Annotated in this window: 25 protein-coding genes and 1 tRNA gene; 20 read left to right on the top strand and 6 right to left on the bottom strand. The window is 73.9% G+C overall.

The genetic code is table 11. The features are described 5' to 3' along the window. Nucleotides 1-46: 46 nt before the first annotated feature. A complete protein-coding gene (locus tag SJY06_RS17610) occupies nucleotides 47-916 on the bottom strand; it encodes a CPBP family intramembrane glutamic endopeptidase (protein ID WP_380168833.1) in 870 nt (289 codons plus the stop codon). 80 nt (nucleotides 917-996) lie between these two features. After that, nucleotides 997-1,068: transfer RNA gene (locus SJY06_RS17605), tRNA-Arg, on the bottom strand. Between the two features lie 75 nt (nucleotides 1,069-1,143). Between SJY06_RS17605 and argS the strand changes: the two genes are divergently transcribed. Beyond that, a complete protein-coding gene (argS, locus tag SJY06_RS17600) occupies nucleotides 1,144-2,814 on the top strand; it encodes an arginine--tRNA ligase (protein WP_380168832.1) in 1,671 nt (556 codons plus the stop codon). Beyond that, complete coding sequence (lysA, locus tag SJY06_RS17595) at nucleotides 2,811-4,232, top strand: diaminopimelate decarboxylase (RefSeq protein ID WP_380168831.1); 1,422 nt, start codon at nucleotides 2,811-2,813, stop codon at nucleotides 4,230-4,232. The genes argS and lysA overlap by 4 nt, the downstream gene beginning before the upstream one ends. Before the next feature lie 35 nt (nucleotides 4,233-4,267). Here the strand turns inward: lysA and SJY06_RS17590 are convergent, their stop codons facing one another. Together SJY06_RS17590 and SJY06_RS17585 are read right to left on the bottom strand one after the other, a co-directional pair. Beyond that, nucleotides 4,268-6,025 carry a DUF222 domain-containing protein gene (locus SJY06_RS17590; RefSeq protein ID WP_380168830.1) on the bottom strand — a complete coding sequence of 586 codons (1,758 nt, stop codon included), beginning with the start codon at nucleotides 6,023-6,025 and terminating at the stop codon, nucleotides 4,268-4,270. A gap of 86 nt (nucleotides 6,026-6,111) precedes the next feature. Then, the gene (locus SJY06_RS17585; protein WP_380168829.1) at nucleotides 6,112-7,164 is read right to left on the bottom strand and encodes a TerC family protein; all 1,053 of its coding nucleotides are present in this window, start codon (nucleotides 7,162-7,164) and stop codon (nucleotides 6,112-6,114) included. Between the two features lie 138 nt (nucleotides 7,165-7,302). Between SJY06_RS17585 and SJY06_RS17580 the strand changes: the two genes are divergently transcribed. The 18 genes from SJY06_RS17580 to SJY06_RS17495 all read left to right on the top strand — a co-directional run bounded on the left by SJY06_RS17580 (nucleotide 7,303) and on the right by SJY06_RS17495 (nucleotide 24,621). Continuing rightward, entirely contained in the window at nucleotides 7,303-8,604 is a 1,302-nt protein-coding gene (locus SJY06_RS17580; protein WP_380168828.1) for a homoserine dehydrogenase, read from the top strand. A gap of 7 nt (nucleotides 8,605-8,611) precedes the next feature. Beyond that, nucleotides 8,612-9,694, top strand: coding sequence for a threonine synthase (thrC, locus tag SJY06_RS17575; protein ID WP_380168827.1), 1,083 nt, complete (start codon nucleotides 8,612-8,614; stop codon nucleotides 9,692-9,694). Then, a complete protein-coding gene (locus tag SJY06_RS17570) occupies nucleotides 9,691-10,638 on the top strand; it encodes a homoserine kinase (RefSeq protein WP_380168826.1) in 948 nt (315 codons plus the stop codon). The genes thrC and SJY06_RS17570 overlap by 4 nt, the downstream gene beginning before the upstream one ends. A gap of 187 nt (nucleotides 10,639-10,825) precedes the next feature. After that, nucleotides 10,826-13,195, top strand: coding sequence for a transcription termination factor Rho (rho, locus tag SJY06_RS17565; RefSeq protein ID WP_380168825.1), 2,370 nt, complete (start codon nucleotides 10,826-10,828; stop codon nucleotides 13,193-13,195). Nucleotides 13,196-13,313: 118 nt separating this feature from the next. Next, nucleotides 13,314-13,541: a 50S ribosomal protein L31 gene (rpmE, locus tag SJY06_RS17560; protein ID WP_380168824.1), complete on the top strand. Its 228-nt coding sequence runs from the start codon at nucleotides 13,314-13,316 to the stop codon at nucleotides 13,539-13,541. A gap of 90 nt (nucleotides 13,542-13,631) precedes the next feature. Continuing rightward, nucleotides 13,632-14,693, top strand: a complete 1,062-nt coding sequence (gene prfA / locus SJY06_RS17555; protein ID WP_380168823.1) for a peptide chain release factor 1 — start codon at nucleotides 13,632-13,634, stop codon at nucleotides 14,691-14,693. Beyond that, nucleotides 14,690-15,616: a N5-glutamine methyltransferase family protein gene (locus tag SJY06_RS17550; protein WP_380168822.1), complete on the top strand. Its 927-nt coding sequence runs from the start codon at nucleotides 14,690-14,692 to the stop codon at nucleotides 15,614-15,616. The genes prfA and SJY06_RS17550 overlap by 4 nt, the downstream gene beginning before the upstream one ends. 5 nt (nucleotides 15,617-15,621) lie before the next feature. Next, the gene (locus SJY06_RS17545; protein ID WP_380168821.1) at nucleotides 15,622-16,395 is read left to right on the top strand and encodes an L-threonylcarbamoyladenylate synthase; all 774 of its coding nucleotides are present in this window, start codon (nucleotides 15,622-15,624) and stop codon (nucleotides 16,393-16,395) included. After that, nucleotides 16,392-16,919, top strand: coding sequence for a hypothetical protein (locus SJY06_RS17540; protein WP_380168820.1), 528 nt, complete (start codon nucleotides 16,392-16,394; stop codon nucleotides 16,917-16,919). The genes SJY06_RS17545 and SJY06_RS17540 overlap by 4 nt, the downstream gene beginning before the upstream one ends. 177 nt (nucleotides 16,920-17,096) lie before the next feature. Further along, nucleotides 17,097-17,888: a F0F1 ATP synthase subunit A gene (gene atpB, locus SJY06_RS17535; protein WP_380168819.1), complete on the top strand. Its 792-nt coding sequence runs from the start codon at nucleotides 17,097-17,099 to the stop codon at nucleotides 17,886-17,888. A 23-nt stretch (nucleotides 17,889-17,911) separates the two neighbouring features. Further along, nucleotides 17,912-18,142: an ATP synthase F0 subunit C gene (locus SJY06_RS17530; protein ID WP_380168818.1), complete on the top strand. Its 231-nt coding sequence runs from the start codon at nucleotides 17,912-17,914 to the stop codon at nucleotides 18,140-18,142. Further along, a complete protein-coding gene (locus SJY06_RS17525) occupies nucleotides 18,142-18,744 on the top strand; it encodes a F0F1 ATP synthase subunit B (RefSeq protein ID WP_380168817.1) in 603 nt (200 codons plus the stop codon). Before SJY06_RS17530 ends, SJY06_RS17525 begins: the two co-directional genes overlap by 1 nt. Further along, nucleotides 18,744-19,565: a F0F1 ATP synthase subunit delta gene (locus tag SJY06_RS17520; protein WP_380168816.1), complete on the top strand. Its 822-nt coding sequence runs from the start codon at nucleotides 18,744-18,746 to the stop codon at nucleotides 19,563-19,565. The genes SJY06_RS17525 and SJY06_RS17520 overlap by 1 nt, the downstream gene beginning before the upstream one ends. Nucleotides 19,566-19,686: 121 nt before the next feature. Next, entirely contained in the window at nucleotides 19,687-21,333 is a 1,647-nt protein-coding gene (gene atpA / locus SJY06_RS17515) for a F0F1 ATP synthase subunit alpha (protein WP_380168815.1), read from the top strand. A 63-nt stretch (nucleotides 21,334-21,396) separates the two neighbouring features. Then, a complete protein-coding gene (locus tag SJY06_RS17510; protein WP_380168814.1) occupies nucleotides 21,397-22,320 on the top strand; it encodes a F0F1 ATP synthase subunit gamma in 924 nt (307 codons plus the stop codon). Nucleotides 22,321-22,360: 40 nt separating this feature from the next. After that, nucleotides 22,361-23,821, top strand: a complete 1,461-nt coding sequence (gene atpD, locus SJY06_RS17505; protein WP_380168813.1) for a F0F1 ATP synthase subunit beta — start codon at nucleotides 22,361-22,363, stop codon at nucleotides 23,819-23,821. Further along, a complete protein-coding gene (locus SJY06_RS17500) occupies nucleotides 23,821-24,096 on the top strand; it encodes a F0F1 ATP synthase subunit epsilon (protein WP_380168812.1) in 276 nt (91 codons plus the stop codon). Before atpD ends, SJY06_RS17500 begins: the two co-directional genes overlap by 1 nt. Nucleotides 24,097-24,177: 81 nt before the next feature. Continuing rightward, the gene (locus SJY06_RS17495; protein WP_380168811.1) at nucleotides 24,178-24,621 is read left to right on the top strand and encodes a DUF2550 family protein; all 444 of its coding nucleotides are present in this window, start codon (nucleotides 24,178-24,180) and stop codon (nucleotides 24,619-24,621) included. A gap of 21 nt (nucleotides 24,622-24,642) precedes the next feature. On the opposite strand, the gene SJY06_RS17490 is transcribed toward SJY06_RS17495, so the two are convergent. Both SJY06_RS17490 and SJY06_RS17485 read right to left on the bottom strand, forming a co-directional pair. After that, complete coding sequence (locus tag SJY06_RS17490; protein WP_380168810.1) at nucleotides 24,643-25,188, bottom strand: hypothetical protein; 546 nt, start codon at nucleotides 25,186-25,188, stop codon at nucleotides 24,643-24,645. Nucleotides 25,189-25,228: 40 nt separating this feature from the next. After that, nucleotides 25,229-25,870: a hypothetical protein gene (locus SJY06_RS17485; RefSeq protein WP_380168809.1), complete on the bottom strand. Its 642-nt coding sequence runs from the start codon at nucleotides 25,868-25,870 to the stop codon at nucleotides 25,229-25,231. Between the last annotated feature and the right edge of the window lie 99 nt (nucleotides 25,871-25,969).

Here is a 25,969-nt window from a genome sequence, read left to right as displayed (position 1 = left end):
CTGCTGCGGCCGGGCGCCGCCGGGTCGCCGGGCGACGGGCCGTCCGTCAGGCGGGAGCCGTCACGAACACGTCGAGCCACTGCGGGTTGTGGGCGTGCACCAGCACGCCGAAGATGATCACGTCGAAGCTCAGGTGGACGACCAGCACGTACAGGAACGACTTCGTCCGGTTGAAGATGTAGCCCTGCAGCAGGGCGAACGGGATCGTCAGCAGCGGCCCCCACGACTGGTACCCCAGCTCGTACAGGAACGACACGAACACCACGGCCTGGAGCACGTTGGCCTGGTGGAACGAGAAGTGCTGGCGCAGCAGGGCGAACACGGTGCAGATGAAGAACAGCTCGTCCCACAGGCCGACCGCGTTGACCCCGACGAACAGGCGCGCGATCTCGTCGCCCGTGCTGATGGCCGGCCAGTTGAGGTACGCGCCGGAGCTGATGAAGTACACCGGCAGCACCAGGTAGCCCAGGGCCACGACGAGCAGCAGGTAGCCCCACTCGAACCGGCTCCACCGCCGCCCCGTCCGGACCGGGAAGCGGATGATGTCCTCCTTCCACAGGTGCCGGGAGACCAGCAGCGGGATCAGGACGGCCAGGCCCAGGACGACCGCGAACCGCAGGATGGCGGCGTTGCTCAGGTCCGCCTTGAGCGGGATCAGGCTGATGACGAACATCGACGTCGCGATCAGGCCGAGGTGGCGCAGCAGCCGGTCGTCGTCGGCTCGGGCCGAGCGACCCCGTCCGAGCGCCCAGGCCAGGCCGAGCCCGGCCAGCAGCATCGGGTAGCCGACCACCCGCTCCTCGAGGCCGAACAGCGGGACCGCGGAGCCGCAGACCAGGCCAGCCGCGGCCAGGCGGCCCGGCGTGCCGGACGCCTCGGCGGTGATGGGACCCGTCGTCGCCGTACCCGTCGTCATGCCCCGCAGTCTGGCCGAGAGGCGATCGGGTTGCAGTGCGGTCCTGCGCGGTGCGCCCGCGGCGCTGCGGTCGGTCTGGGTGCCCCCGGCAGGATTCGAACCTGCGCCCCTGCCTCCGGAGGGCAGTGCTCTATCCCCTGAGCTACGGGGGCTCAGGACTCGCAGATGCTAGCAGCCTGACGACGGGCGGACGGTCCGCGGTGGTCGCGCCCGTACCCTTGACGACCGTGACCCCGGAGACCCTCGCCGCCGCCGTCCGCACCTGCCTGCTCGAGGCCGTGGAGGCCGGTGACCTCGCCGTCGACGTGCCCGCGGGCGTGACCGTCGAGCGTCCGCGCAACCGTGACCACGGCGACTGGGCCACCAACGTCGCCCTGCAGCTGGCCAGGTCGGCGGGACGGCCGCCCCGCGAGGTCGCCGAGCTGCTGGCCGAGCGGCTGCGGCGGGTCGAGGGGATCGAGGGCGTGGACGTGGCCGGTCCCGGGTTCCTCAACGTCCGCCTGGACACCGCGAGCGCCGGGGCCCTGGCCCGGGACGTGGTCGAGGCGGGGCAGGAGTACGGCCGCAACGACTCGTTGGCGGGTGAGGTCGTGAACCTCGAGTTCGTGTCGGCCAACCCGACCGGGCCCATCCACCTGGGCGGGACCCGGTGGGCGGCCGTAGGTGACTCGCTGGCGCGGGTGCTGCAGGCGTGCGGTGCCGACGTGGTCCGGGAGTACTACTTCAACGACCACGGCGCGCAGATCGACCGCTTCGCCCGCTCGTTGCTGGCGAGGGCGCGCGGCGAGCAGGCACCGGAGGACGGCTACGGCGGCGCCTACATCGAGGAGATCGCCGCCGACGTCCTGGCCCGGTCGGGCCGGGACGTCCTCGACCTGCCCGAGGCCGAGGCGCAGGAGGTCTTCCGGTCCGAGGGCGTCGACCTGATGTTCACGGCCATCAAGAAGAGCCTCCACGACTTCGGGGTCGACTTCGACGTGTACTTCCACGAGGACTCCCTCCACACCTCGGGTGCGGTCGAGGCGGCGCTTGAGGAGCTCAAGGGCTCGGACCGGCTGTACTTCGCGGACGGGGCCTGGTGGCTGCGCTCCACCGAGTTCGGCGACGACAAGGACCGGGTGGTGATCAAGTCCGACGGGCAGCCTGCCTACATCGCCGGGGACCTGGCGTACTTCCGGGACAAGCGTCGTCGCGGCGCTGACCTCGCCATCTACATGCTGGGTGCGGACCACCACGGGTACATCGCCCGGCTCAAGGCCGCCGCGGCCGCGTTCGGGGACGACCCCGACCGCGTCGAGGTGCTCATCGGGCAGATGGTCAACCTGGTCAAGGACGGGGCGCCGGTGCGGATGAGCAAGCGCGCCGGGACCGTGGTGACGATGGAGGACCTCGTCGACGGGGTCGGCGTGGACGCCGCCCGCTACGCGCTCGCGCGCTCCAGCGCGGACTCGGCGATCGACATCGACCTGGACCTGCTCGTCAAGCAGACCAACGACAACCCGGTCTTCTACGTGCAGTACGCGCACGCCCGCACCGCCAACGTGGCCCGCAACGCGGCCACGGCCGGGGTGCGCCGCGAGGACGGTTTCGACGCGAGCCTGCTCGACCACGACAGCGAGGAGGTCGTGCTGGCCTCGCTGGCCCAGTTCCCCGGGGTGGTCGCCCAGGCCGCCCAGCTGCGCGAGCCGCACCGCGTCGCCCGCTACGTGGAGGAGCTGGCCGGGACGTACCACAAGTGGTACGACCAGCGCCGGGTCATGCCCTCGGTCGCCCAGGACGGCACGGTCGAGCCCGTCACCGACGTCCACCGCACCCGGCTGTGGCTGAACGACGCCGTGCGGACCGTGCTGGCCAACGGGCTCGCGCTGCTCGGCGTCAGCGCGCCGGAGCGGATGTGAGGGCCCACGAGGCCGGGGTGATGCACGCCGGGGCGCTGGCCCCGGCGCCGCACTGGCTCCGCACCCCCGACGACGTCAACGCGCTGCTGCCCGGGCTCTGGGCCCGCACGGTCGAGCGCGGCGCGGACGGCGCGCTGCGCGCGGGCGGGGTGTCGGTCCTCGACATCGCGGCCGAGCACGGCACGGCGGCCTACGTGCTGGACGAGCTCGACCTGCGGACCCGCGCCCGCGCCCACGCCGAGGCCTTCGACGACGCCTTCGACGGGCTGTGCGGCGGCGCCGACGTGTACTACGCGGGCAAGGCTTTCCTGTCCGTGGCCGTCGCGCGCTGGGTGGCGGAGGAGGGCCTGCGGCTGGACACGACCACCGGGGGAGAGATGGCGGTCGGGCTGCGCGCCGGGGTGGACCCCGCCCACATGACGCTGCACGGCAACAACAAGTCCGACGCCGAGATCGACCGGGCGCTGGCCCACGGCCTGGGGCGCATCGTCGTCGACTCCGCCGACGAGCCGGCCCGGATCGCGGCGCTGGCCCGGGCCCGGGGCGTGCGGGCACCTGTCATGGTGCGGGTGAACGTCGGCGTGGAGGCCCACACCCACGAGTTCATCGCCACGGCCCACGAGGACCAGAAGTTCGGCCTGGCGCTGTCGGACGGCGTCGCGGCCGGCGTGGTCGCGGACGTGCTGCAGCGACCCGAGCTCGAGCTGCGCGGTCTGCACAGCCACATCGGCTCGCAGATCTTCGACCCGGCGGGCTTCGAGGTCGCCATCCGGCGGCTGGTCCGGCTGCACGCCGACGTCCTGGCCCGGCACGGCACCGCCCTGCCGGAGATGGACCTGGGCGGTGGCTTCGGTATCGCCTACGCCTCGACCGACCGGCCGATGCCGGTCGCGGACATCGCGGCGCGGCTGGCGGAGGTCGTCGCCGCCGAGTGCGCGTCGGCCGGGGTGGACGTGCCCCGGATCAGCGTGGAGCCGGGGCGTGCGGTGGTGGGCCCGACGACGTTCACGCTGTACGAGGTGGGCACGGTCAAGCCCATCCGGCTGGACGGCGGCGGCGAGCGGACCTACGTGAGCGTGGACGGCGGGATGAGCGACAACGTCCGGACCGCGCTGTACGACGCGGACTACTCCTGCACGCTGGCCTCGCGGGCCTCCGACGCGCCGCCCGTGCTGGCGCGGGTGGTCGGCAAGCACTGCGAGAGCGGGGACATCGTCGTGCGCGACGAGTTCCTGCCCGGTGACGTCCGACGTGGTGACCTGCTCGCCGTGCCGGGTACGGGGGCCTACTGCCGAAGCCTGGCCAGCCAGTACAACCACGTGCCCCGTCCGCCCGTCGTGTCGGTTCGGGACGGGGTGTCGCGGGTGCTGGTGCGTCGCGAGACCGAGGAGGACCTGCTCGCGCTCGACCTGGGCTGACCTGGGCTGACCAGCGGGCCTCGGCCCACCGGCCCTCACCCGGGGACGGTTCCCTGGGGTTCGGGGTCCGGGCCGCGACGGCGGTGCCAGGTGCCGGGCTCCGTGACGTGCAGGCGACCGGTGGGGCTGACCAGGTCGAGGCGACCGAACGGCCCCTGGAGCACGATCCACCCCGCCCGGTGCTTGACCCGGTGGTGCAGCCGGCACAGGCACGCCAGGTTGCAGGCCGAGGTGAGCCCGACCGGGAACGGGGAGGTGTGGTCGAGGTCGCAGCGGGCCGCGCGGGCCCGGCAGCCCGGCCACCGGCAGGTGACGTCCCTGGCCTTGACGGCACGCTCGAGCGCGGCGCCGGGCCGGTACGTCCCGGCCCCCTCGTGGTCGCCGTCGCAGGCGTGGTCACCGGCGTGACCGGGCTCGTGGTCGACGCGCTCGCCGGAGCCGTGAGCAACGCCAGCCGAGGAACCGGAACGAGAGTCGGAGCCGCCACCGGGGTCGGGCCGGACTGCCGGCGACGAGCTGTCTGGCGGCCCGCTGCCAGGTGCTGCGCTGCCCGGGGGCCCGCTGTCCGGTGGCCTGCTGCCCGGGAAGGCGCCGTCCGGGGGAGCGCTGCACGGCGTGACCACGTGGCCACGCTCGTCGAGCGGGACCACCCGCAGCCTGCGGGTCGAGGCGACGACGGCGCGGGCGACGACGTCAGGGAGCGGTCCGAGTCCGGCCAGCTCGGCCGGTGGCCCCGTGACCTTCGTGCGTCCGGGGCGGGATCGGTCCGCGCCGGCGGTCCTGTCCGTGCCGGCGGTCCCGCTCGGATCGGAGGTCGCGTCGTCGGACCTGGTGCCCGTCGCGGCCACCGACGTCAGGACGTCCACCGGTACCAGCACCGTGACGTCGAGGCCGACGATCCCGGGCTGGCGCTCGAGGTCCGGCGACCCGGTGAGCGACTGGAGGACCACGTCGACCCTCGCCTGGTCCAGGGTCGGGACCTCACGCCGATCGTCCTCTTCACCACCGGGTGCGGCGGCGTCTCGGGCGACGGCCGACCGGGCGGCGTCGACGGCGTCCCGGGCGCGGTGGTCGACGGCGGCCACCGCAGCGGCGATGGTCACGGCCGGACCGGTCACCTGCAGGGCGGCCATCCCGTCCGGGAGCCCCCACGAGGTCAGGCGACGGCGGGCCCGCGCCGCCCGGCAGCGGGTGGCGGCGTCCACCCCGGCCCGGGCGGCGTCCCGTCGCACGTGTGCGGCCAGCTCGGCCGGGGTGCCCAGGACGCCGAGGCGCTCGGGCACCCCGTGCTGCTCGGCCTGTTCGGTCCGTTCGGCCACGACACCCGAGACGACGGCGGCGGCCACGGTGTCGTCGGTCACCGGGTCGAGGGCGTCCCGGACGGCACGGGCGTGCGCCACCGAGACCGTGCCGGCCCGCATGGCCGCCAGCAGCACGGGCTGGCGGGTGACCACGTCGACGGCGAGCCCCACCCGGTCCCTGGCCGTGCGCGTCGACAGCCCCAGCGCGGCGGCGACCTCGACCGCGGTGAACCGGTCGACCTCGTCCCCGTCGCACGGGCCGCCGCGGTCGGCCACGGCGTCCCAGCCCCCCAGCTCCTGCGCGAGCTCGGTCTGGGTGGCCAGCCGCAGGTCCCGGAGCCTGGCCGTCGTCTCCAGCACCATGGCCTCGGCCCAGCAGGCCAGCGCCCCGGCGGCGGCCATGGTCTCGACCAGGGCGTCGTCGGACACGGCCACCGTGGCCGCGGCACCCAGACGGTGCAGCAGCGGTGGCAGGTCCCCCAGGTCGATCACGAGGTGGACGCTACGGAGGGGGCCGGACACAACCTCGGCGACGAGGTAGGGAGAATCCCGCCGGGGCCCGTGAGGTGCGCGACGCCTCAGGGCAGGGGGTCTACGCGCGCCTCCGGCGCGGTCGAGCCCGTACCGGCAGGGCCCGGTGCGGCCGGCGGCGCGGGCCGCCCACCCCGCCGCCGGTCCACCACCAGGCTCGCCACCGTGGTGACCCCCAGCACCACGACGATCGCGACCAACGACACCCACGTCGGCAGCTCGGGCGCCCAGGGGACCGGCTCGCCGCCGTTGACGAACGGCACCTCGTTCTCGGCCAGCGCCTGCAGCACGAGCTTGACCCCGATGAACCCGAGCAGCACGGCCAGGCCCAGGGACAGGTACACCAGCCGCTCCAGCAGCCCGCCGATCAGGAAGTACAGCTGCCGCAGCCCCATCAGGGCGAAGACGTTGGCGGTGAGGACCAGGTACGGCTCCTCGGTCAGGCCGTAGATCGCCGGGATGGAGTCCAGCGCGAACAGCAGGTCCGTCGTGCCCAGCGCCAGCACGACCAGCAGCATGGGCGTCACGACCCGCCGGCCCGCCTGGCGCACGACCAGCCGGGTGCCGCCGTCCCACGAGCTGGTCGCCGGCAGCCGGCGCTCGACCCACAGCATGAGCCGGTTCTGCTCGAACTCCTCGTCCTCGCCGCCGGAGCGGGCCAGCCGGACCGCCGTCCAGACCAGGAACGCGCCGAAGAGGTAGAACACCCAGGAGAACTGCTCGATGGCCACCGCACCGGCCGCGATGAACGCCCCCCGCAGCACGAGCGCGATGATGATGCCGATCATCAGGGCGGCCTGCTGCAGGTGCCCCGGCACCCGGAACGTGCCGAGGATGACGATGAACACGAACAGGTTGTCGACGCTCAGCGAGTACTCGGTCAGCCAGCCGGCGTAGAACTGGGCGGCGAAGCCCGGGCCGGCGAAGAACCAGACGCCGAGCCCGAACAGCACCGCGAGGCCCACGTACACCGCCAGGGCCGTGCCGGTCTCGCGGCGCGAGGGCATGTGCGGGCGGCGACCGATGACGGCCACGTCCACCAGCAGCACCGTGCTCAGCAGCGCGAGCGTGGCGATCCAGACCCAGGTGGGGACGTCCATGCGCGGGACCTCCTGCTGATGCGGGGCGCAGCGGGGCGCCGTCGGGCCCGGCGGTGCCGACGAGCAGCATGGCACCGCGCCCTGACCGGGATGCGACCGGGCGCCGCGAGCGCTACCGGCGGCTGACAGACTGCAGCCGTGGATCCGGTGCGTGTCGCCCTGCTGGGCTGTGGAGTCGTGGGCTCGGAGGTGGCCCGGCTGCTGACGGAGCAGGCCGACGACCTCGAGGCCCGGGTCGGTGCGCCCCTGCAGCTGGTCGGGATCGCCGTGCGACGTCCGGACCGGGTCAGGCCGGGCATCGACCCCGCCCTGCTGACCGACGACGCCGAGGGCCTGGTCGCCCGGGCCGACGTCGTGGTCGAGGTGATCGGGGGCATCGAGCCGGCCCGGGCCCTGATGCACGCCGCCTTCGCCCACGGTGCGGGCGTGGTGACCGCCAACAAGATGCTGCTGGCCGAGCACGGCCCCGAGCTGTTCGACGCCGCGTCCGCCGCCGACGTCGACTTGTACTACGAGGCGGCCGTCGCCGGCGCCATCCCGCTGATCCGGCCGCTGCGCGAGTCGCTGGCCGGCGACCGCGTCACACGCTTCCTGGGGATCGTCAACGGCACGACCAACTACGTGCTGGACCAGATGGACACCACCGGCGCCGGCTTCGGCGACGCCGTCGAGCGAGCGCAGGCGCTGGGGTACGCGGAGGCAGACCCGACCGCCGACGTCGAGGGCTACGACGCCGCCAGCAAGGCCGCGATCCTGGCCAGCCTGGCCTTCCACACCCGCGTCCCGGGCGAGGCCGTGCACCGCGAGGGCATCACGGCCGTCAGCGCCGCCGACGTCGCCGCGGCCCGGCGGATGGACTGCGTGGTCAAGCTGCTGGCCATCGGGGCCCGGGTCCCGGCCGGTCCCGACGGCCCCGAGGGCGTCACGGTGCGGGTGCACCCCGCCTTCGTCCCGCGCAGCCACCCGCTGGCGGGGGTGCGCGGGCCGTTCAACGCCGTGTTCGTCGAGGCCGAGGCCGCCAGCGAGCTGATGTTCTACGGCCCGGGCGCCGGGGGCACGCCCACCGCGGGCGCCGTGCTCGGCGACGTCGTGGCCGTGGCCCGCCACCGGGTCCACGGGGGCCGGGGCCCGGGGGAGTCCGCCTACGCCGAGCTGCCGGCGCTGCCCATGTCCCGGGTGACGACGCGGTACCACGTGCGCCTGGAGGTGGCCGACCGGCCGGGTGTGCTGGCCCGGGTCGCCGACGCCTTCGCCGCCCACGGGGTCTCGATCGAGCAGGTGCGCCAGCAGGCCCAGGGCGAGGGCGAGGACCGCACCGCCGAGCTGGTCGTGGTCACGCACGTGGCCGCGGACACCGCGCTGTCGGACACGGTCGCCGACCTGGCCGGCCTGGACTCCGTCCTGGACGTCACGTCCGTCATGCGCGTCGAGGGAGAGTGAGCAGCTGATGGCCGCACCGTGGCGGGGAGTCATCCCCGAGTACCGGGACCGTCTGCCGATCGTCGGGGCCCTGGCGGCCGGCTCGCGCGACATCACCCTGGCCGAGGGGGGCACCCCCCTGGTGCACGCCCGCCGGCTGTCGGAGACGACTGGGTGCGAGGTCTGGCTGAAGGTCGAGGGCTGCAACCCCACCGGGTCGTTCAAGGACCGGGGGATGACCACGGCGATGACCGTCGCGGTGGCCAACGGGGCCAAGGCCGTGGTCTGCGCAAGCACCGGCAACACGTCCGCCTCGGCCGCCGCCTACGCGACGGCGGCCGGCATCACCTGCGCCGTGCTCGTGCCGGACGGCAAGATCGCGATGGGCAAGCTGGCCCAGGCCATCGCCCACGGGGCGACCCTGCTGCAGGTCGACGGCAACTTCGACGACTGCCTGCGGGTGGCCCGCAAGCTGTCCGAGGCGTTCCCGGTCGAGCTGGTCAACAGCGTCAACCCCGCCCGGATCGAGGGCCAGAAGACCGCCGCGTTCGAGGTCGTCGACGTCCTCGGCGACGCCCCGGACATCCACTGCCTGCCGGTCGGCAACGCCGGCAACATCACCGCCTACTGGCGCGGCTACGCGGAGTACGCGGCCGACGGCCCGGCCACGCACCGGCCCCGGATGTGGGGCTTCCAGGCCGCGGGTGCCGCGCCGATCGTGCTCGGCCACCCGGTGGACGAGCCGGAGACCATCGCCACGGCCATCCGGATCGGCAACCCGGCGTCCTGGGAGCAGGCGCTCGCCGCCCGCGACGAGTCCGGCGGGGCCATCCGGTCGGTGACCGACGAGCAGATCCTCGCCGCGCACCGGTGGCTGTCCGCCGGCGAGGGCGTGTTCGTCGAGCCCGCCTCGGCTGCCGGGGTGGCCGGCCTGCTGGCCGCGCACGCCGCCGGTGAGGTCGAGCCCGGCCAGCGCATCGTCTGCACCGTCACCGGGCACGGGCTCAAGGACCCGCAGTGGGCGCTCAAGGGCGCCGACGGCGACGACGTGCGCCCCACCCGGGTGTCGGCCGACGTCGTCGAGGTGGCCGACGCCCTGGGCCTGGGATGAACCAGGCGCACCAGCCGCTCGCCCCCCGCACGGTCGAGGTCTCGGTCGCGGCGTCCTCGGCCAACCTGGGCCCGGGCTTCGACGCGGTCGGCCTCGCGCTGGACCTGCGCGACGAGGTCACGGTGTCCTGCCGCCCCGCCTCCGACCCGGGTGCGCCCCGGACCACCGTCCGGGTCCAGGGTCAGGGCGCCGGGGACGTCGCGCTCGACGAGCGCCACCTGGTGGCCCGCTGGGTCCGGGGCGGGCTCGCCGGGCTGGGGGCGGGCGCCGACCTGGTCGACCTGGAGCTGGACTGCCGCAACGTCGTGCCGCACGGCCGCGGGCTGGGCTCGTCCGCCGCCGCGATCGTCGCCGGTCTGGCCGCCGCGTGGGCGCTGGTGCACGGGGAGCTCGACGAGGTGGACGGGCTGTCGCGCAGCCAGTGGCTGGTCGCGACCTCCTCGGCGGCCGAGGGCCACGGTGACAACGCCGCGGCCAGCGTGCTCGGCGGGGCCGTGCTGGCCTGGTCGGACGGGTCCACCTACCGCGCGGCACCGCTGGACGTGACCCCGGACCTGGCGGTCGTCACCTGCGTGCCGGAGGAGGTCCTGATGACCGAGGTGGCGCGCTCGCTGCTGCCGGCCACGGTGCCGCACTCCGACGCCGCGTTCACCGGGGCGCGCACGGGGTTGCTGGTCCAGGCGCTTCGGGGGGTGCCGGACCTGCTGCTGCCGGCCACCGAGGACCGGATCCACCAGCAGCAGCGGGCCGGGGCCATGCCGCGCAGCCACGACCTGCTGGTGCGGCTGCGGGCTGCGGGGGTCGCGGCCGCCGTGTCGGGCGCCGGCCCGTCGCTGCTGTGCCTGGGCGCGGAGCGCGACACCGTGGCCGCGGCGGCCGGTGAGGGCTGGTCGGTACGCGCCCACCAGGTGGGCACGCCGGTGTGCGCAACCGTCCTCGCCTGAGCAGGCGCGGTGCTAACGTTGCCAGCACGGCGGGGGTCTGTCGGACCTCGTTGACGCCGTCCCGCAGCCGTCGTGGCCGAGCTCCCGGAGCTGTCGTCGACACCCCCAGGACCCGAGTCCCCGCCAGGCTGCCCCACACCGCCCGGCCCGTACCGTGGCAGGCGGACAATCCGAAGGAATGATCTTCGTGACCGAAACCCACGACGCCGTGGCCGCGACCGCGCCCGGCGCCCAGACTCCTGCTGACCTCAGCGGCCTCAAGGTCGCCGAGCTCCAGGCAGTCGCCGCCCGGCTCGGCATCCCCGGTGCCGGCCGGATGCGCAAGGCCGACCTGCTCAGCGCGGTGCGCGAGCGGTCCGGCAGCACCACGTCCGCCCCGGCGGCCCGCAACGGTGCGGCCGCCCGGCGCAGCTCGACCGAGACCCCCGCCAAGACCCCCGCCGAGACGCCCGCCGAGACGCCTGCCGACGCCCAGGGCGACGCGGCGCCCGCCGAGGGCGACGCGGCGCCCGCCGAGCAGGCCCCGCCCGCCCGCGCGCCGCGGCGTCGCCGGGCCACGGCGCCCGCCGGCGCCCCGACGCTCGACGTGGTCGTCGACCCGTCCCCGTCGGGGGCCGAGGCCGACCGCGGGACGAGCGGGTCCGGCGACGAGCCCGGCCGCGGCGGCCGTGACCAGACCGTCGAGCCCACCCCGGCGGAGGCCGGCTCCTCGGAGCGTGGCACGGCCGACTCCCGCGCCGAGCGGACCGCCGGGTCCCGCGACGCCGGTCCGCGTGACGCCGGGTCGCGTGACGCGGGCTCCCGTGACGCAGGCTCCCGTACGCCCAGCCGGGCCCGCCGTCGGGCGGAGCGTGACGCCGAGGCGGCGATCGAGGAGGCCGTCCTCAAGGCCGAGCCGATCCTGCCCGACCTGCCGGCCCGCAACGGGGCCCAGGACGACCGGACGCGGACCGAGCGCGGCCGCGGCGCGGGGCAGGACCGGGCCCGCACCCAGGACCGGACCGTCCAGGACCGGAACAACCAGGACCGCGGCCAGGACCGCGGCCAGGACCGGAACGGCCAGGACCGGAACCAGGACCGGAACCAGGACCGGAACCAGGACCGGAACCAGGACCGGAACGGCCAGGACCGGAACCAGGACCGCAACGGCCAGGACCGCAACGGCCAGGACCGCAACGGCCAGGACCGCAACCAGGACCGTGACCAGGCGGGCCGTGACCAGGTCGCCCGTGACCAGCGGGACCGGGACGACCGCGACACCTCCGGCCCCCGGGACGACTTCGACGACGAGCGCGGTGGCCGTCGGCGGCGGGGCCGCAACCGCCAGCGCGACAAGCAGGGCAACCGCCCCGGTGGCGGTCGTGAGCGGGGCCCCGGCGGCATGGACGCCGAGCCCGAGGTCCGCGAGGACGACGTCCTGGTGCCCGTGGCCGGCATCGTCGACATCCTCGACAGCTACGCCTTCGTCCGGACCTCCGGCTACCTGCCCGGCCCGCACGACGTCTACGTGAGCCTCAACCAGGTCAAGAAGTACGGCCTGCGCAAGGGCGACGCGGTCGTCGGCCAGGTCAAGCAGGAGCGCCCCAACGAGGAGCGCCGCCAGAAGTTCAACGCCATCGTCCGCGTCGACGCCATCAACGGGCAGTCGGTCGAGGAGGCCCGCGGGCGCGACGAGTTCGGCAAGCTGACCCCGCTGTACCCGCAGGAGCGACTGCGCCTGGAGACCGACCCGGGCGTGCTGAGCACCCGGATCATCGACCTGGTCGCCCCCATCGGCAAGGGCCAGCGCGGTCTCATCGTGTCCCCGCCCAAGGCCGGCAAGACCCTCGTGCTGCAGGCGATCGCCAACGCGATCACCACCAACAACCCGGAGTGCCACCTCATGGTCGTCCTCGTGGACGAGCGTCCCGAGGAGGTCACCGACATGCAGCGCACGGTCAAGGGCGAGGTCATCGCCTCGACCTTCGACCGGCCGGCCGAGGACCACACCACGGTGGCCGAGCTGGCCATCGAGCGGGCCAAGCGCCTGGTCGAGCTGGGCCACGACGTCGTGGTGCTGCTGGACTCCATCACCCGGCTGGGTCGCGCCTACAACCTGGCCGCCCCGGCCAGCGGGCGGATCCTGTCCGGCGGCGTGGACTCGAGCGCGCTGTACCCGCCCAAGCGGTTCTTCGGTGCCGCCCGCAACATCGAGAACGGCGGCTCGCTCACCATCCTGGCCACGGCCCTGGTGGAGACCGGCTCGAAGATGGACGAGGTCATCTTCGAGGAGTTCAAGGGCACCGGGAACATGGAGCTGCGGCTGTCCCGCCACCTGGCCGACAAGCGCGTCTACCCGGCCGTGGACGTCAACCCCTCCGGCACCCGCCGCGAGGAGGTCCTGCTCGGCTCCGACGAGCTGCGCATCATGTGGCAGCTGCGCCGGGTGCTGAGCGCGCTGGACGCCAACCAGGCCATCGAGCTGCTGCTGGACCGGCTCAAGAAGTCCCGCAGCAACGCGGAGTTCCTCATGCAGGTCAACAAGACCGCGCCCGGAGGGAACAGGGACGACGCCTGACGCATTGACTGGCACGGACCACTCGGTCCATGCGTCACACTTGCTGACGACAAGGTTCCGGTTCACGTCCACCCGCCCCCGCGGCTGGCGACCCGGCGACCGCCCCAGGAGGAGAGCCATGAAGCCCGAGATCCACCCCGAGTACGTGGTCACGACCGTGTCCTGCACCTGCGGCAACACGTTCGAGACCCGCAGCACCGAGACCAGCGGCAAGATCGCCGCGGACGTCTGCAGCAACTGCCACCCGTTCTACACGGGCAAGCAGAAGCTGCTGGACACCGGTGGCCGCGTGGCCCGGTTCCAGAAGCGCTACGGCAAGGCCCCGGCCGAGTCCGACGCCAAGTAGGACCGTCGTACCGGCGCCCGCCCGCACCCTCACCGGTCGCGGGCGGGCGCCGTCGTCGTCCTGCCCGTCCCAGCCCGGTCATGAGGTGTCGTGTACGACGCGGTGAAGCCCCTGCTCGACGAGCACTCCGAGGTCGAGGCCGCCCTGGCCGACCCCGCGGTGCACGGCGACCCCGTTGCCGCCCGGCGGCTCGCCCGCCGCTACGCACAGCTGGGGGCCGTGGTCACGGCCCACGACGCCTGGCGGCAGGCCCACGAGGACCACGCCACCGCCCGTGAGCTGGCCCCGCACGACGTCGGCCTCCGCGAGGAGCTGCCCGGCCTCGAGCAGGCGGAGCAGCAGGCCGCGGACCGGCTGCAGCTGCTGCTGGTGCCGCGCGACCCCGACGACGCGCGCGACGCCATCGTCGAGGTCCGGGCCGGGGAGGGTGGCACCGAGTCGGCCCTGTTCGCGGGCGAGCTGGTGCGCATGTACACCCGCTGGGCCGAACGGCGAGGTTGGCGGGCCGAGGTGATCGACGCCGCGCTCGGCGACCTGGGCGGCGTCAAGAGCGCCACGCTGGCCGTGCAGGCGCCCGAGGGCGCCTACGGCCTGCTGCGCCTGGAGGGCGGGGTCCACCGGGTCCAGCGGGTGCCGGTCACCGAGTCCGCCGGGCGGGTCCACACCTCCGCCGTCGGCGTGCTGGTGCACCCCGAGGCCGACGACGTCGACGTCGAGGTGGACCCCGGCGACCTGCGCGTGGACGTGTTCCGGTCCTCGGGCCCGGGCGGGCAGAGCGTCAACACCACCGACTCGGCCGTCCGCATCACCCACCTGCCCACCGGCACGGTGGCCACCTGCCAGAACGAGAAGTCGCAGCTGCAGAACCGGGAGCAGGCGATGCGGATCCTGCGCGCCCGGCTGCTGGCCGCGGCGCGCGCCGAGGCCGACGCCGACGCGGCCCGCGTGCGGGCGGCGCAGGTGCGGACCGTGGACCGCTCCGAGCGGGTTCGGACCTACAACTTCGGCGAGAACCGGATCGTCGACCACCGCAGCGGCTACAAGGCGTACAACCTCGACGCCGTGCTGGACGGCGACCTGGACCCGGTGCTGGACAGCCTGGTCCGGCTGCGGACCGAGGAGCAGCTGAGCGCCCAGCAGGACCAGGCGTGAGGCCGGGGGCCGGGACCGCGCCCGGCGCCACGGTCGCCGAGCAGCTGGGCGCGGCCACGGCCCGGCTCGAGGCGGCCGGGATCGTCTCCGCCCGCACCGACGCCGAGCTGCTGGCGGCCCACGCCGCAGGCACCGACCGCGGCGGGCTGCAGCGGCTGGTGCTGATGCGCGGGGACTGGCCCGCCGGGGCGGGGGAGCGGTTCGCCGCGCTGGTCGCCGAACGCGCCGACCGGGTCCCGCTGCAGCACCTGACGGGCCGGGCGCCGTTCCGGGGCCTCGACCTGGCCGTCGGGCCCGGGGTGTTCCTGCCCCGGCCGGAGACCGAGCTGCTCGCCGGGCTGGCGGTCGACGAGCTGCGGGCGGTGGCCGCGGCCGGGGGGTCGCCGGTGGCTGTGGACCTGTGCACCGGCTCCGCGGCGGTGCCGCTGGCCCTGGTCGACGAGGTGCCGGGTGCCCGGCTGGCCGCGGTCGAGCTCGACCCGCACGCGCACGCGTGGGCCGCCCGCAACGTCGAGCGGCTGGGCGACGGCCGGGTCGAGCTGCTGCTGGCCGACGTCGCCCGGGCCGGCGAGCTGCTGCCGCACCTGCTCGGTGGCTGCGCGGTGGTCACGGCCAACCCGCCGTACATCCCGGACGACGCGGTCCCGGTGGACCCCGAGGTCGCCGAGCACGACCCGGCGCTGGCGCTGTACGGCGGCCCCGACGGCCTGCGCGTGCTGCGGGTCTGCGTGGCCGTGGCCGCGGGCCTGCTCGCGCCCGGCGGGCTGCTCGTGCTGGAGCACGCCGAGCCGCAGTGCGCCGGGGTGGCCGACGTGCTCGCCCGGTCGGGCGGCTGGACCGACGTCGAGCACCACGACGACCTGACGGGACGGCCGCGGGCCACCAGCGCCCGCCGGGCACCGGCCGCGACGGTGGGAGACTGACGCGCGTGAGCCGTACCTACGACTGCGCCGTGCCCCGTGACCGCGAGCGGGGGGTGTCCGCCGCTGCGGCCGCCATCTCTCGGGGGGCCCTCGTGGTGGTCCCCACCGACACCGTCTACGGCATCAGCTGCGACGCGTTCACCCCCGGGGCGGTGACGTCGCTGCTGGAGGCCAAGGGCCGGGGGCGCGACAGCCCGCCGCCGGTGCTGGTCGGCGACGTCGCCACCCTCGACGGCCTGGCCATGCAGGTGCCCACCTACGCCCGCGACCTGGTCGAGGCGTTCTGGCCGGGCGGGCTGACCGTGGTCGTCACCGCCCAGCCCACGCTGAGCTGGGACCTGGGCGACACCGGCGGCACCGTCGCCCTGCGGATGCCGCTGCACCCCGTGGCCCTGGAGCTGCTCGCCGTCACCGGGCCGCTCGCGACCTCCAGCGCCAACACCACCGGGGAGCCCGCCGCCCTGACGATGGCCGAGGCCAAGGGCATGCTCGGCGAGTCGGTCGCGATCTACCTGGACGGCGGCGCGTGCCTCGACGAGCTGGCCTCCAGCATCGTCGACTGCACGGGCGAGCGGCCGCGCCTGCTGCGTGCGGGTGCCGTGGCGGAGGAGCTGCTGCGCGAGGTCGTCCCGGGGCCGTGGGAGGGCGACGACCCGGAGCCCGAGCCGGAGGGTGACGTCGAGCCGGAGGAGCAGCTCGAGCCGGAGGGCGACGTCGGCGAGGCCCACGTCGTCGAGGCGCCCGCGTCGCCCGCCACCCGCCAGGAGGAGACCCGATGAGCGACCAGCCCACCGAGCCCACGCCGCCGACGGGACCGACCGGAGCCGGCCCCGCCGTCCCGTACGGCGCCCCGGAGGCCTCGACCGCGGCCCCGCACGAGGTCGGCGAGGGCGGTCTCGCGCTGCGCGCCGCGCTGCGTCGGGCCGTGCGGCTGGCCGCGCTGGTCTGCCTGGTCGCCGGCGTCGTCACCGCCGTGGTCGCCGGGCTGCTCGTCGGCCTGCCGGGGGTGTGGGGCGCGCTGCTCGGCTTCGCCATCGCGCTGGCGTTCCTGGCCACCACGGCCCTGGTCGGCGCCCGCACCGCCGGCGGCGACCCAGTGGTCGTCGCGGGCTGGGTGCTCGGCTCGTGGCTGGTCAAGGTGGTCGTCGTCGGCGTGGCCCTGTTCGTGCTGCACGACATGACGTTCTACGACCCGGTGTCGCTGTTCGTCGGCATCGTCGTGGGCATGCTCTGCACCCTCTACGCGGAGTTCCGGGCCCTGACCTCGGCCCGCATCCCGTACGTCGACACGTCGGCCCGCTGAGGCGCCCAGGCAGGTTCGGCGCACCCTGATCGTGTTGGTAGGGTTCGGGCGTCCGAGGGCAGCGGGCCACCAGGTTGTGGCTGCCGCCCCGACCTCATTGCTCGCTCGCCGGTCCCCACGCCGGCCAGACCCCGGGAGTCGACGCTGACGACGCTGACTGCGTTCGCCGCGCTACCGATGTCCGCAGAGGACTCCGAAGGCTTCCACCCTCCGGGGATCTACGAGTTCTTCCCCGAGAGCTTCCTCTTCGTCGGTACGCCGTTCGAGATGAACCGGATCATGATGGTCCGGCTCATCGCCATGGCCGTGGTCGTGCTCGTCTTCGCGATCTACGTCAACCGGGCGCGGCTGCTCCCGTCCCGGTTCACCAGCACGATCGAGTTCATGCTCGACCTGGTGCGGACCCAGATCGCCGACCAGATCCTCGGGGTCAAGGACGGCCGCAAGTTCCTCCCGCTGCTGGCCACGTTCTTCTTCATGATCTTCGCCCTGAACATCACGGGCGTCATCCCGTTCCTGAACATCGGCGGGACGAGCGTCGTCGGCGTGCCGATGCTGCTGGCGGCGATCGCCTACGTCACGTTCATCTTCGTCGGCATCCGCGCCCAGGGCGTGGGCGGCTACTTCAAGTCCAACCTGTTCCCCCCGGGCGTGCCGAAGCCGCTGTACCTGCTGGTGACGCCGATCGAGTTCGCCTCGACGTTCATCATCCGGCCGTTCTCGCTCACCATCCGTCTGCTGGCCAACCTGATCGCCGGCCACCTGCTGCTGGTGCTGTGCTTCTCGGCGACGGACTTCTTCTTCCGGGAGGCGTTGAGCGGCAACGCGGTCGGCGGCTTCTTCCTGGCCACGCTGGTGGGCGGGTTCGCCTTCACGCTGTTCGAGATCCTGGTCTCGGTCCTCCAGGCCTACATCTTCACCCTGCTCACCGCCGTGTACATCAGCGGCGCGCTCCACCCGGAGCACTGACCACCCACCCGAAAGGAACCCTCGTGGACACCACCGTTCTCGCCGGCCTCACCGGCAACATCGCCACCGTCGGCTACGGCCTCGCGGCGATCGGCCCCGGCATCGGCATCGGCGTTCTCGTCGGCAAGACCGTCGAGGGCCAGGCCCGCCAGCCCGAGATGGCCGGCCGCCTCCAGACCACGATGTTCCTCGGCATCGCCTTCACCGAGGCGCTGGCCCTCATCGGCTTCGCGGCCGGCTTCGTCTTCTCCTGATGCTCAGCGTGCACTCCGCAGCACTGGCTGCGGCGACGGAGGAGGAGAGCAGCCCCAGCGTCCTCCTGCCCGCGACCTACGACATCGTCTGGTCGCTCGTCGTCTTCGTCGTGCTCGCCGTGCTCTTCACGAAGTACGTGCTGCCGACGTACCTGCGGGTGCTCGACGAGCGCGGGGCGAAGATCCAGGGCGGGCTCGAGAAGGCCGAGAAGGCCCAGGCCGAGGCCGACGCGCGGCTCAAGGAGTACGGCGACCAGCTCGCCGAGGCTCGCGAGGAGGCCGGTCGCATCCGCGAGCAGGCTCGCAGCGAGGGCGCCGCGATCATCGCCGAGATGCGTGAGCGTGCGCAGACCGAGGCGAACCGGGTCACCGAGCAGGCCCAGCGCCAGCTCGAGGCCGAGCGCACCCAGGCCGTCGCGCAGCTGCGCGGCGAGGTGGGTCGCCTGGCCGTCGACCTGGCCGGTCGCGTGGTCGGGGAGTCCCTGACCGACGAGCAGCGTCAGCAGCGCGTCGTGGACCGCTTCCTGGCCGACCTCGAGTCCGGCGACGCCCAGGCCGTGGGCACCGCCGCGCCGCGCTCCTCGGGTGGTGGCCTCGCCTGATGCGCGGAGTCAGCCGAACCTCGCACGCCGAGGCCGCCGAGCGGCTCGAGGCGCTGCTGGACCGCACCCCCGACGCGGACGCCCGCGCCGGGCTGGGCCAGCAGCTGTTCGCGGTGGTCGACCTGCTCGACGGCTCGGTGCCCCTGCGCCGGGCGCTGACCGACCCCTCGCGGGACGGGCAGGCCAAGGCGCAGCTGCTCGACCGGCTGCTCGCCGGCAAGGTCTCCGCCGACGCGGCCGACCTGCTCGGTGGCGCGGCCCGCTCGCGCTGGAGCGCCGCGCACGACCTCGCGGACTCCGTCGAGATCCTGGCGGTGGACGCGGTCCTGGCCGCGGCCGAGGCGTCGGGTCGGCTGGACCGGGCCGAGCAGGAGGTCCACCGCGTGGGCCAGGTCCTGACCGGTGACCGCGACCTGCGCGCGGCCCTGCTGGACCGCCGTGGTTCCGACCAGGCCAAGGCCGCCATGGTCGGCCGCCTCGTGGACACCGCCGCCGCACCCGAGACCTCGGTCCTGGTGCGCCGGATGGCGTCCAACCCCCGCGGTCGCCGCCCCGAGCACGCCTTCGAGTTCGTCACGCAGGCCGCGGCCCGCCGGCGCGAGCGCGTCGTCGCGCACGTCGTCGTCGCCACCTGGCCGACCGAGGAGCAGCAGCAGCGTCTCGCCGCCTCGCTGACCCGCCGGTACGGCCGTCAGGTCCGTCTGGCCGTCGACCTCGACCCCGACGTCCTGGGCGGCATGCGTGTGCAGGTCGGCGACGAGGTCGTCGACGGCACCGTGTCCCGGCGCCTGGCCGCCGCGACCGAGCAGCTCGGCCGCTGACGCGGTACGCACCACCCGCACCTCAGCACCTCAAGCGCCGCAGCACCTCAGCCCCGCCCGCACCGCAGCACCTGGTCTCAGCACAGCCCAGCACCACGACGAAGACACGAGGAGCACCGAGATGTCCGAGCTGACCATCCGTCCGGAGGAGATCCGCGACGCGCTGGACGAGTTCGTCCGGTCCTACGAGCCGACCGGCGCCTCCACCGAAGAGGTCGGCCGCGTGACCGAGGCCGGTGACGGCATCGCCCGCGTCGAGGGCCTGCCGGGCGTCATGGCCAACGAGCTGGTCCGCTTCGGCGACGAGGCCGGCACGCTGGGCCTGGCGCTCAACCTCGACGTCCGCGAGATCGGTGTCGTCGTGCTCGGTGAGTTCACCGGCATCGAGGAGGGCCTCGAGGTCCGCCGCACCGGCGAGGTGCTGTCCGTCCCGGTGGGTGACAACTACCTCGGCCGCGTCGTCGACCCGCTGGGCAACCCGATCGACGGTCTGGGCGAGATCGCGCCCGAGGCCCGTCGCGCCCTGGAGCTGCAGGCGGCCGGCGTGATGGACCGCCAGGAGGTCCGCGAGCCCATGCAGACCGGGATCAAGGCCATCGACGCCATGACCCCGATCGGCCGGGGCCAGCGCCAGCTGATCATCGGCGACCGCCAGACCGGCAAGACCGCGGTGGCGATCGACACGATCATCAACCAGAAGCAGAACTGGGAGTCCGGCGATCCCAAGAAGCAGGTCCGCTGCATCTACGTCGCCATCGGCCAGAAGGGCTCGACGATCTCCGGCGTGCGCGGCGCCCTGCAGGACGCGGGCGCCCTGGAGTACACGACCATCGTCGCGGCCCCCGCCTCCGACCCCGCCGGCTTCAAGTACCTGGCCCCCTACACCGGCTCGGCCATCGGCCAGCACTGGATGTACGCCGGCAAGCACGTCCTCATCATCTTCGACGACCTGTCCAAGCAGGCCGAGGCCTACCGCTCGGTTTCGCTGCTGCTGCGTCGTCCGCCGGGCCGCGAGGCCTACCCCGGCGACGTCTTCTACCTGCACTCCCGTCTGCTCGAGCGCTGCGCCAAGCTGAGCGACGAGCTGGGCGGTGGCTCGATGACCGGTCTGCCGATGATCGAGACCAAGGCCAACGACGTCTCGGCCTTCATCCCGACCAACGTCATCTCGATCACCGACGGCCAGTGCTTCTTCGAGTCCGACCTGTTCAACGCCAACGTGCGTCCCGCCATCAACGTGGGTATCTCCGTGTCCCGCGTCGGTGGTGCCGCCCAGGTCAAGGCCATGAAGTCGGTCTCCGGCTCGCTGCGTACCTACCTGGCGCAGTACCGCGCGCTCGAGGCGTTCGCCATGTTCGCCTCCGACCTGGACGCGGCCAGCCGCGCCCAGCTGTCGCGCGGTGAGCGCCTGGTCGAGCTGCTCAAGCAGCCGCAGTACACGCCGTACCCGGTGGAGGAGCAGGTCGTGTCGATCTGGGCCGGCACCACGGGCCAGCTGGACGACGTGCCCGTCGAGGACATCGCCCGCTTCGAGCGCGAGTTCATCGACCACCTCAAGCGCAACGACCAGGTGCTCGGCGGGATCCGCGAGACCGGCAAGCTCGACGACGACGCCATCGGCGTGCTCGAGCAGGCCGTCGGCGAGGTCAAGCAGGGCTTCCGGGCCGGCAGCGGCCACGCCATCGGTGCCCCCGGGCACGAGGAAGAGGTCGGCGCCCTCGACGAGGACGACGTCAACCAGGAGCAGATCGTCCGCCAGAAGCGCTGAGGCGCCCCGGCGGCCGCACTGCACCGATGATCTGACCTCGACAGAAGGGACGGCGAACACCAGATGGCAGCTTCGCTGCGGGTCTACCGAGAGCGCATCCGCGCGGTGACCTCCACCAAGAAGATCACCCGCGCCATGGAGCTGATCGCGGCCTCCCGCATCGTCAAGGCCCAGCAGCGCAGCCGTGAGGCCGCGCCGTACGCCCGGGCGATCACCCGGGCGGTGTCGGCCCTGGCGAGCTTCTCCGACGTCGACCACCCCCTGACGACGGAGCGGCCCGAGGTCAAGCGGGCCGCCATGCTGCTCATCACCTCCGACCGCGGTCTGGCCGGCTCGTACTCCTCGGCCGTCATCAAGGAGGGCGACCGGCTGGCCGAGCGGCTGCGCGACGGCGGCAAGGAGGTCGTCCCCTACCTGCTCGGTCGCAAGGGCGTCGCCTTCTACTCCTTCCGCAGCCGGCACATCGAGCAGAGCTGGACCGGCGACTCCGACGCGCCCCGCTTCGAGGTGGCCAAGGAGGTCGGCCAGACCCTGGTCGACGCGTTCCTGGCCGGCAGCGACGACGGCGGCGTGGACGAGATCAACATCGTCTTCACGCGCTTCGTCAACATGGTCAAGCAGGAGCCCACCGTCATCCGGCTGCTGCCCGTCGAGGTCGTCGACGAGGTCGCCGAGGCGCAGCAGGCCGACAGCTCCGGCTCGGACCTGATGCCGCTGTACGACTTCGAGCCGGACCCGGCCACGGTGCTGGACGCGCTGCTGCCGCAGTACATCCAGAGCCGCATCTACTCCGCGATGCTGTCGGCCTCGGCGAGCGAGCTCGCCGCCCGGCAGCAGGCGATGAAGTCCGCGACCGACAACGCCACGGACCTCATCCGCCGGCTGCAGCAGCAGGCCAACGCCGCCCGCCAGGCCGCCATCACCCAGGAGATCAGCGAGATCGTCGGCGGCGCCGACGCGTTGGCCTCGTCCGGATCCGAGTCATGACCACCAGCATGAACACCACAGCACGACGGAAGGAACTCCCATGACCGCCACCGCCTCTGAGCAGACCACCTCCGGTTCTGCCGGCACCGGCCGCGTCTCCCGGGTGATCGGCCCGGTCGTCGACATCGAGTTCCCCGTCGACGCCATGCCCGACATCTACGCGGCGCTGAAGTCCGACGTCGTCATCGGCGAGGACACCCGCACGCTGACCCTCGAGGTCGCCCAGCACATCGGCGACAACCTGGTCCGCGCCATCTCGATGCAGCCCACCGACGGCATGGTCCGCGGCGCGACCGTCGTGGACACCGGCTCGCCCATCACGGTCCCGGTCGGCGACCAGACCAAGGGCAAGGTCTTCAACACCATCGGCGACGTCCTGAACCTCAAGGAGGGCGAGACCTTCGAGGTCAAGGACCGCTGGCCCATCCACCGCACCGCCCCCGCGTTCGACCAGCTGGAGTCCAAGACCCAGATGTTCGAGACGGGCATCAAGGTCATCGACCTGCTCACCCCGTACGTCCAGGGCGGCAAGATCGGCCTGTTCGGCGGCGCCGGCGTCGGCAAGACGGTCCTGATCCAGGAGATGATCTACCGCGTCGCCGAGAACTTCGGTGGTGTGTCGGTGTTCGCCGGGGTCGGCGAGCGCACCCGTGAGGGCAACGACCTGATCGGTGAGATGACGGAGTCCGGCGTCATCGACAAGACCGCCCTGGTCTTCGGCCAGATGGACGAGCCGCCGGGCACGCGTCTGCGCGTGGCGCTGTCCGCGCTGACGATGGCGGAGTACTTCCGCGACGTGCAGGGCCAGGACGTGCTGCTGTTCATCGACAACATCTTCCGGTTCACCCAGGCCGGCTCCGAGGTGTCGACCCTGCTGGGCCGCATGCCCTCGGCCGTGGGCTACCAGCCCAACCTGGCCGACGAGATGGGCCAGCTGCAGGAGCGGATCACGTCGACCCGTGGCCACTCGATCACCTCGCTGCAGGCCGTCTACGTCCCGGCCGACGACTACACCGACCCGGCGCCGGCCACGACGTTCGCCCACCTCGACGCCACCACGGCGCTGAGCCGCGACATCGCCTCGCGTGGTCTGTACCCGGCCGTGGACCCGCTGACCTCGACGTCGCGGATCCTCGACCCGCGGTTCATCTCCGAGGAGCACTACCGCACGGCGACCCGCGTCAAGCAGATCCTCCAGCGCAACAAGGAGCTGCAGGACATCATCGCCATCCTCGGTGTCGACGAGCTGTCCGAGGAGGACAAGCTGGTCGTCAACCGCGCGCGCCGCATCGAGCAGTTCCTCAGCCAGAACACCTACATGGCCGAGAAGTTCACCTCGGTCCCCGGCTCCACCGTGCCGCTGGCCGAGACCATCGAGGGCTTCTCGAAGATCGCGGACGGCGAGCTCGACCACGTCGCCGAGCAGGCCTTCTACAACGTCGGTGGCATCGACGACGTCATGAAGCAGTGGGACAAGATCCAGAAGGAGACCGGTTCCTGATGCCGCTGAAGGTCCAGCTCGTCGCCGCCGACCGCGAGGTGTGGTCCGGCGAGGCGCGCATGGTCTCGGCCAGCACGCCCGAGGGCTCCCTGGGCGTGCTGCCGGGCCACGAGCCGTTCCTGTCGCTGCTGGCGGACGGTCCGGTGTCGGTCCAGGGCCAGGACGGGGACTCGGTGGTCGCCGAGGTCTCCAACGGCTTCCTGTCCGTGGACCACGACCTCGTGACCATCGTGGCCCAGCAGGTCACGGTCGGCACCGGGTCGGCCCGGGACTGAGAGGACACGCCGACGGACACGCTGCTGGGGGCTGACCTGGGGTGGTTCGTCGGCGCGGGGCCCCCGGGGGTGGGGCCGGACGTGCCGGGCACCGACGTGCCGTCGGTGCTCGTCGCCGTGGTCCTGTTCGCGTTCGCGGCCGCGGTCGCCCTGGCGGTGGTCCTGGCCTGGCGGCGGTTCTCCAGCGGCCTCGGCGCCTTCCGCTGCTTCGTGCGGCTGCCCGGCACCACCGGTGCGTTCTGCCGCTGGCGCCGCGGCGCGGCGCGGTTCGACACCGACGCGCTGCGGTGGTTCCCGTCCTACACCCTGCTCGCCTCCCGCTCCCTGGTCCTCGACCGCGGTGAGCTGGAGCTGTTCGAGCGCCGTCCGGTCGACGACGACGACGGCGTCCCCCTCGGGCTGACGGTGCTGCGCGGCTCGGCCCGCGGCCGCACCGTCGAGCTGGCCGTGCCGGCCACGTCCGCCGCGGCCCTGGTGCTGTGGGTGGAGTCCGGCCCGCCCGGGCGCGGCGTCAACGTCGCCTGAGGATCCGGGACCGGCCCGGGCTCAGTCGTCCGGTGAGTCCGGCGACTCGGCCTCCTCCGGCGAGTCGGGCTCCTCGGGGGAGTCGGGGGCGTCCGGCGGTGAGTCGGGCGAGTCCACCGGCGCCGGCGCGGGAGCCGGGGCCGGTGCGGGCCGCGGGGCGGCCGCCGGGGTGTCGGGGCTGTCCGGGGCCGGGGCCGGGGCGCGGGCGGGCGCCGGGGCGGGTGTGTCCGGTGAGGCCGGGCTGTCCGGTGCGGGCACGGCCGCCGGTGCGGGCCGCGGTGTCGCCCGGGGCGAGGGCGACGCGCTGGGTGTGGGCGACGCGCTGGGTGAGGGGCTGCTGGTCGCAGCCGGCGTCGGGCCGACGCGCGGGCTCACCGTCACCCCCGGGGCCCGGGCCGCGCTGGCGAGGTCGTCGTCGGTCGCCTCGGGGTCGGACCCGACCACCACGACCGAGGCGTCAGTGAGGCTCGGTTCCGCGTCCTCCAGGGCGAAGCCGCTCACCCCGACCACGGCGCTGGTGCCGAAGCCGACGGCGGCGGCGACCACCCACGGTCTACTGGTGCTCACGAGGTCTCCTCGGTGTCGGGGCCGATCGCTGCCGGTCGGGTCAGTCGTCGGAGGAGTCGGGGCTGTCCGGGGTCTCCGGGCTGTCCGGGGTGTCCGGGCTGGGGGGCGAGTCCGGGGTGTCCGGGCTCGGCGGGCTCGGCGGGCTGTCGGGCGTGTCGGGGCTCGGCGGCGAGGCCGGGGTGTCCGGGCTGGGGGGCGAGGCGGGGGTGTCGGGGCTGGGCGGGCTGTCGGGGGTGTCCGGGCTCGGCGGCGAGGCGGGGCTGTCCGGCGCGGGCGCGGCCCGGTCCGGCGAGTCCGGCGAGCTCGGCGAGCTCGACGACGACGCGCCGCTGCTGCGGGCCGGGCCCGGGGCGGGCGCCGCCTCGACCGCGTCCGCGGCGGCGGGGACGACCGTGGCTGCGGCCGCGTCGGTCGCCGGGGCGGGCGTGGCGCGGTCCCCACCCAGGTCCAGCGCCGTGCGGGTCGGCGCGGCCGACGTCGTGGCGCCCGCTCCCTCCACCGACACAGGGCTGCGCGACGGGCCGGCGGCGGTGAGCCCGGTGCCGGAGCCGGTGCCGATCACCACCGTGCCGCTGCCCAGCCGTGCGTCCTGGTCCTCCAGCGCGAACGCCGTGGTGCCGACCGCGGCGCTCACGCCGAAGCCGACGGCCGCTGCCACCACCCAGGGCTTGCTGATGCCCATCGTCCACTCCTCTCGTCAGGACCCGATCGTGGGCGCCGACCACGAGAGGACGAGGAGACGGCGATGAGCGGCCTCTCATCCGCCGCCAGTCGCAGCGAT

It is taken from the genome of Jannaschia sp. R86511 (assembly GCF_042466345.1).
In the GTDB taxonomy this organism is placed as follows: Bacteria; Actinomycetota; Actinomycetes; order Actinomycetales; family JBBAYJ01; genus Aquipuribacter.
The sequence above is the reverse complement of the archived record's forward strand: the minus strand, read 5'-3'. Positions and strand labels throughout refer to the sequence as shown.

Excerpts from the sequence above, each read along its gene's own strand:
- SJY06_RS17610 (WP_380168833.1), bottom strand. The coding sequence starts at position 916 with ATGACGACGGGTACGGCGACGACGGGTCCCATCACCGCCGAGGCGTCC.
- SJY06_RS17585 (WP_380168829.1), bottom strand. The coding sequence starts at position 7,164 with ATGGACGTCCCCACCTGGGTCTGGATCGCCACGCTCGCGCTGCTGAGC.
- thrC (WP_380168827.1), top strand. The coding sequence starts at position 8,612 with ATGGCCGCACCGTGGCGGGGAGTCATCCCCGAGTACCGGGACCGTCTG.
- SJY06_RS17570 (WP_380168826.1), top strand. The coding sequence starts at position 9,691 with ATGAACCAGGCGCACCAGCCGCTCGCCCCCCGCACGGTCGAGGTCTCG.
- rpmE (WP_380168824.1), top strand. The coding sequence starts at position 13,314 with ATGAAGCCCGAGATCCACCCCGAGTACGTGGTCACGACCGTGTCCTGC.
- SJY06_RS17540 (WP_380168820.1), top strand. The coding sequence starts at position 16,392 with ATGAGCGACCAGCCCACCGAGCCCACGCCGCCGACGGGACCGACCGGA.
- atpB (WP_380168819.1), top strand. The coding sequence starts at position 17,097 with ATGTCCGCAGAGGACTCCGAAGGCTTCCACCCTCCGGGGATCTACGAG.
- SJY06_RS17525 (WP_380168817.1), top strand. The coding sequence starts at position 18,142 with ATGCTCAGCGTGCACTCCGCAGCACTGGCTGCGGCGACGGAGGAGGAG.
- SJY06_RS17520 (WP_380168816.1), top strand. The coding sequence starts at position 18,744 with ATGCGCGGAGTCAGCCGAACCTCGCACGCCGAGGCCGCCGAGCGGCTC.
- atpA (WP_380168815.1), top strand. The coding sequence starts at position 19,687 with ATGTCCGAGCTGACCATCCGTCCGGAGGAGATCCGCGACGCGCTGGAC.
- SJY06_RS17510 (WP_380168814.1), top strand. The coding sequence starts at position 21,397 with ATGGCAGCTTCGCTGCGGGTCTACCGAGAGCGCATCCGCGCGGTGACC.
- atpD (WP_380168813.1), top strand. The coding sequence starts at position 22,361 with ATGACCGCCACCGCCTCTGAGCAGACCACCTCCGGTTCTGCCGGCACC.
- SJY06_RS17500 (WP_380168812.1), top strand. The coding sequence starts at position 23,821 with ATGCCGCTGAAGGTCCAGCTCGTCGCCGCCGACCGCGAGGTGTGGTCC.
- SJY06_RS17485 (WP_380168809.1), bottom strand. The coding sequence starts at position 25,870 with ATGGGCATCAGCAAGCCCTGGGTGGTGGCAGCGGCCGTCGGCTTCGGC.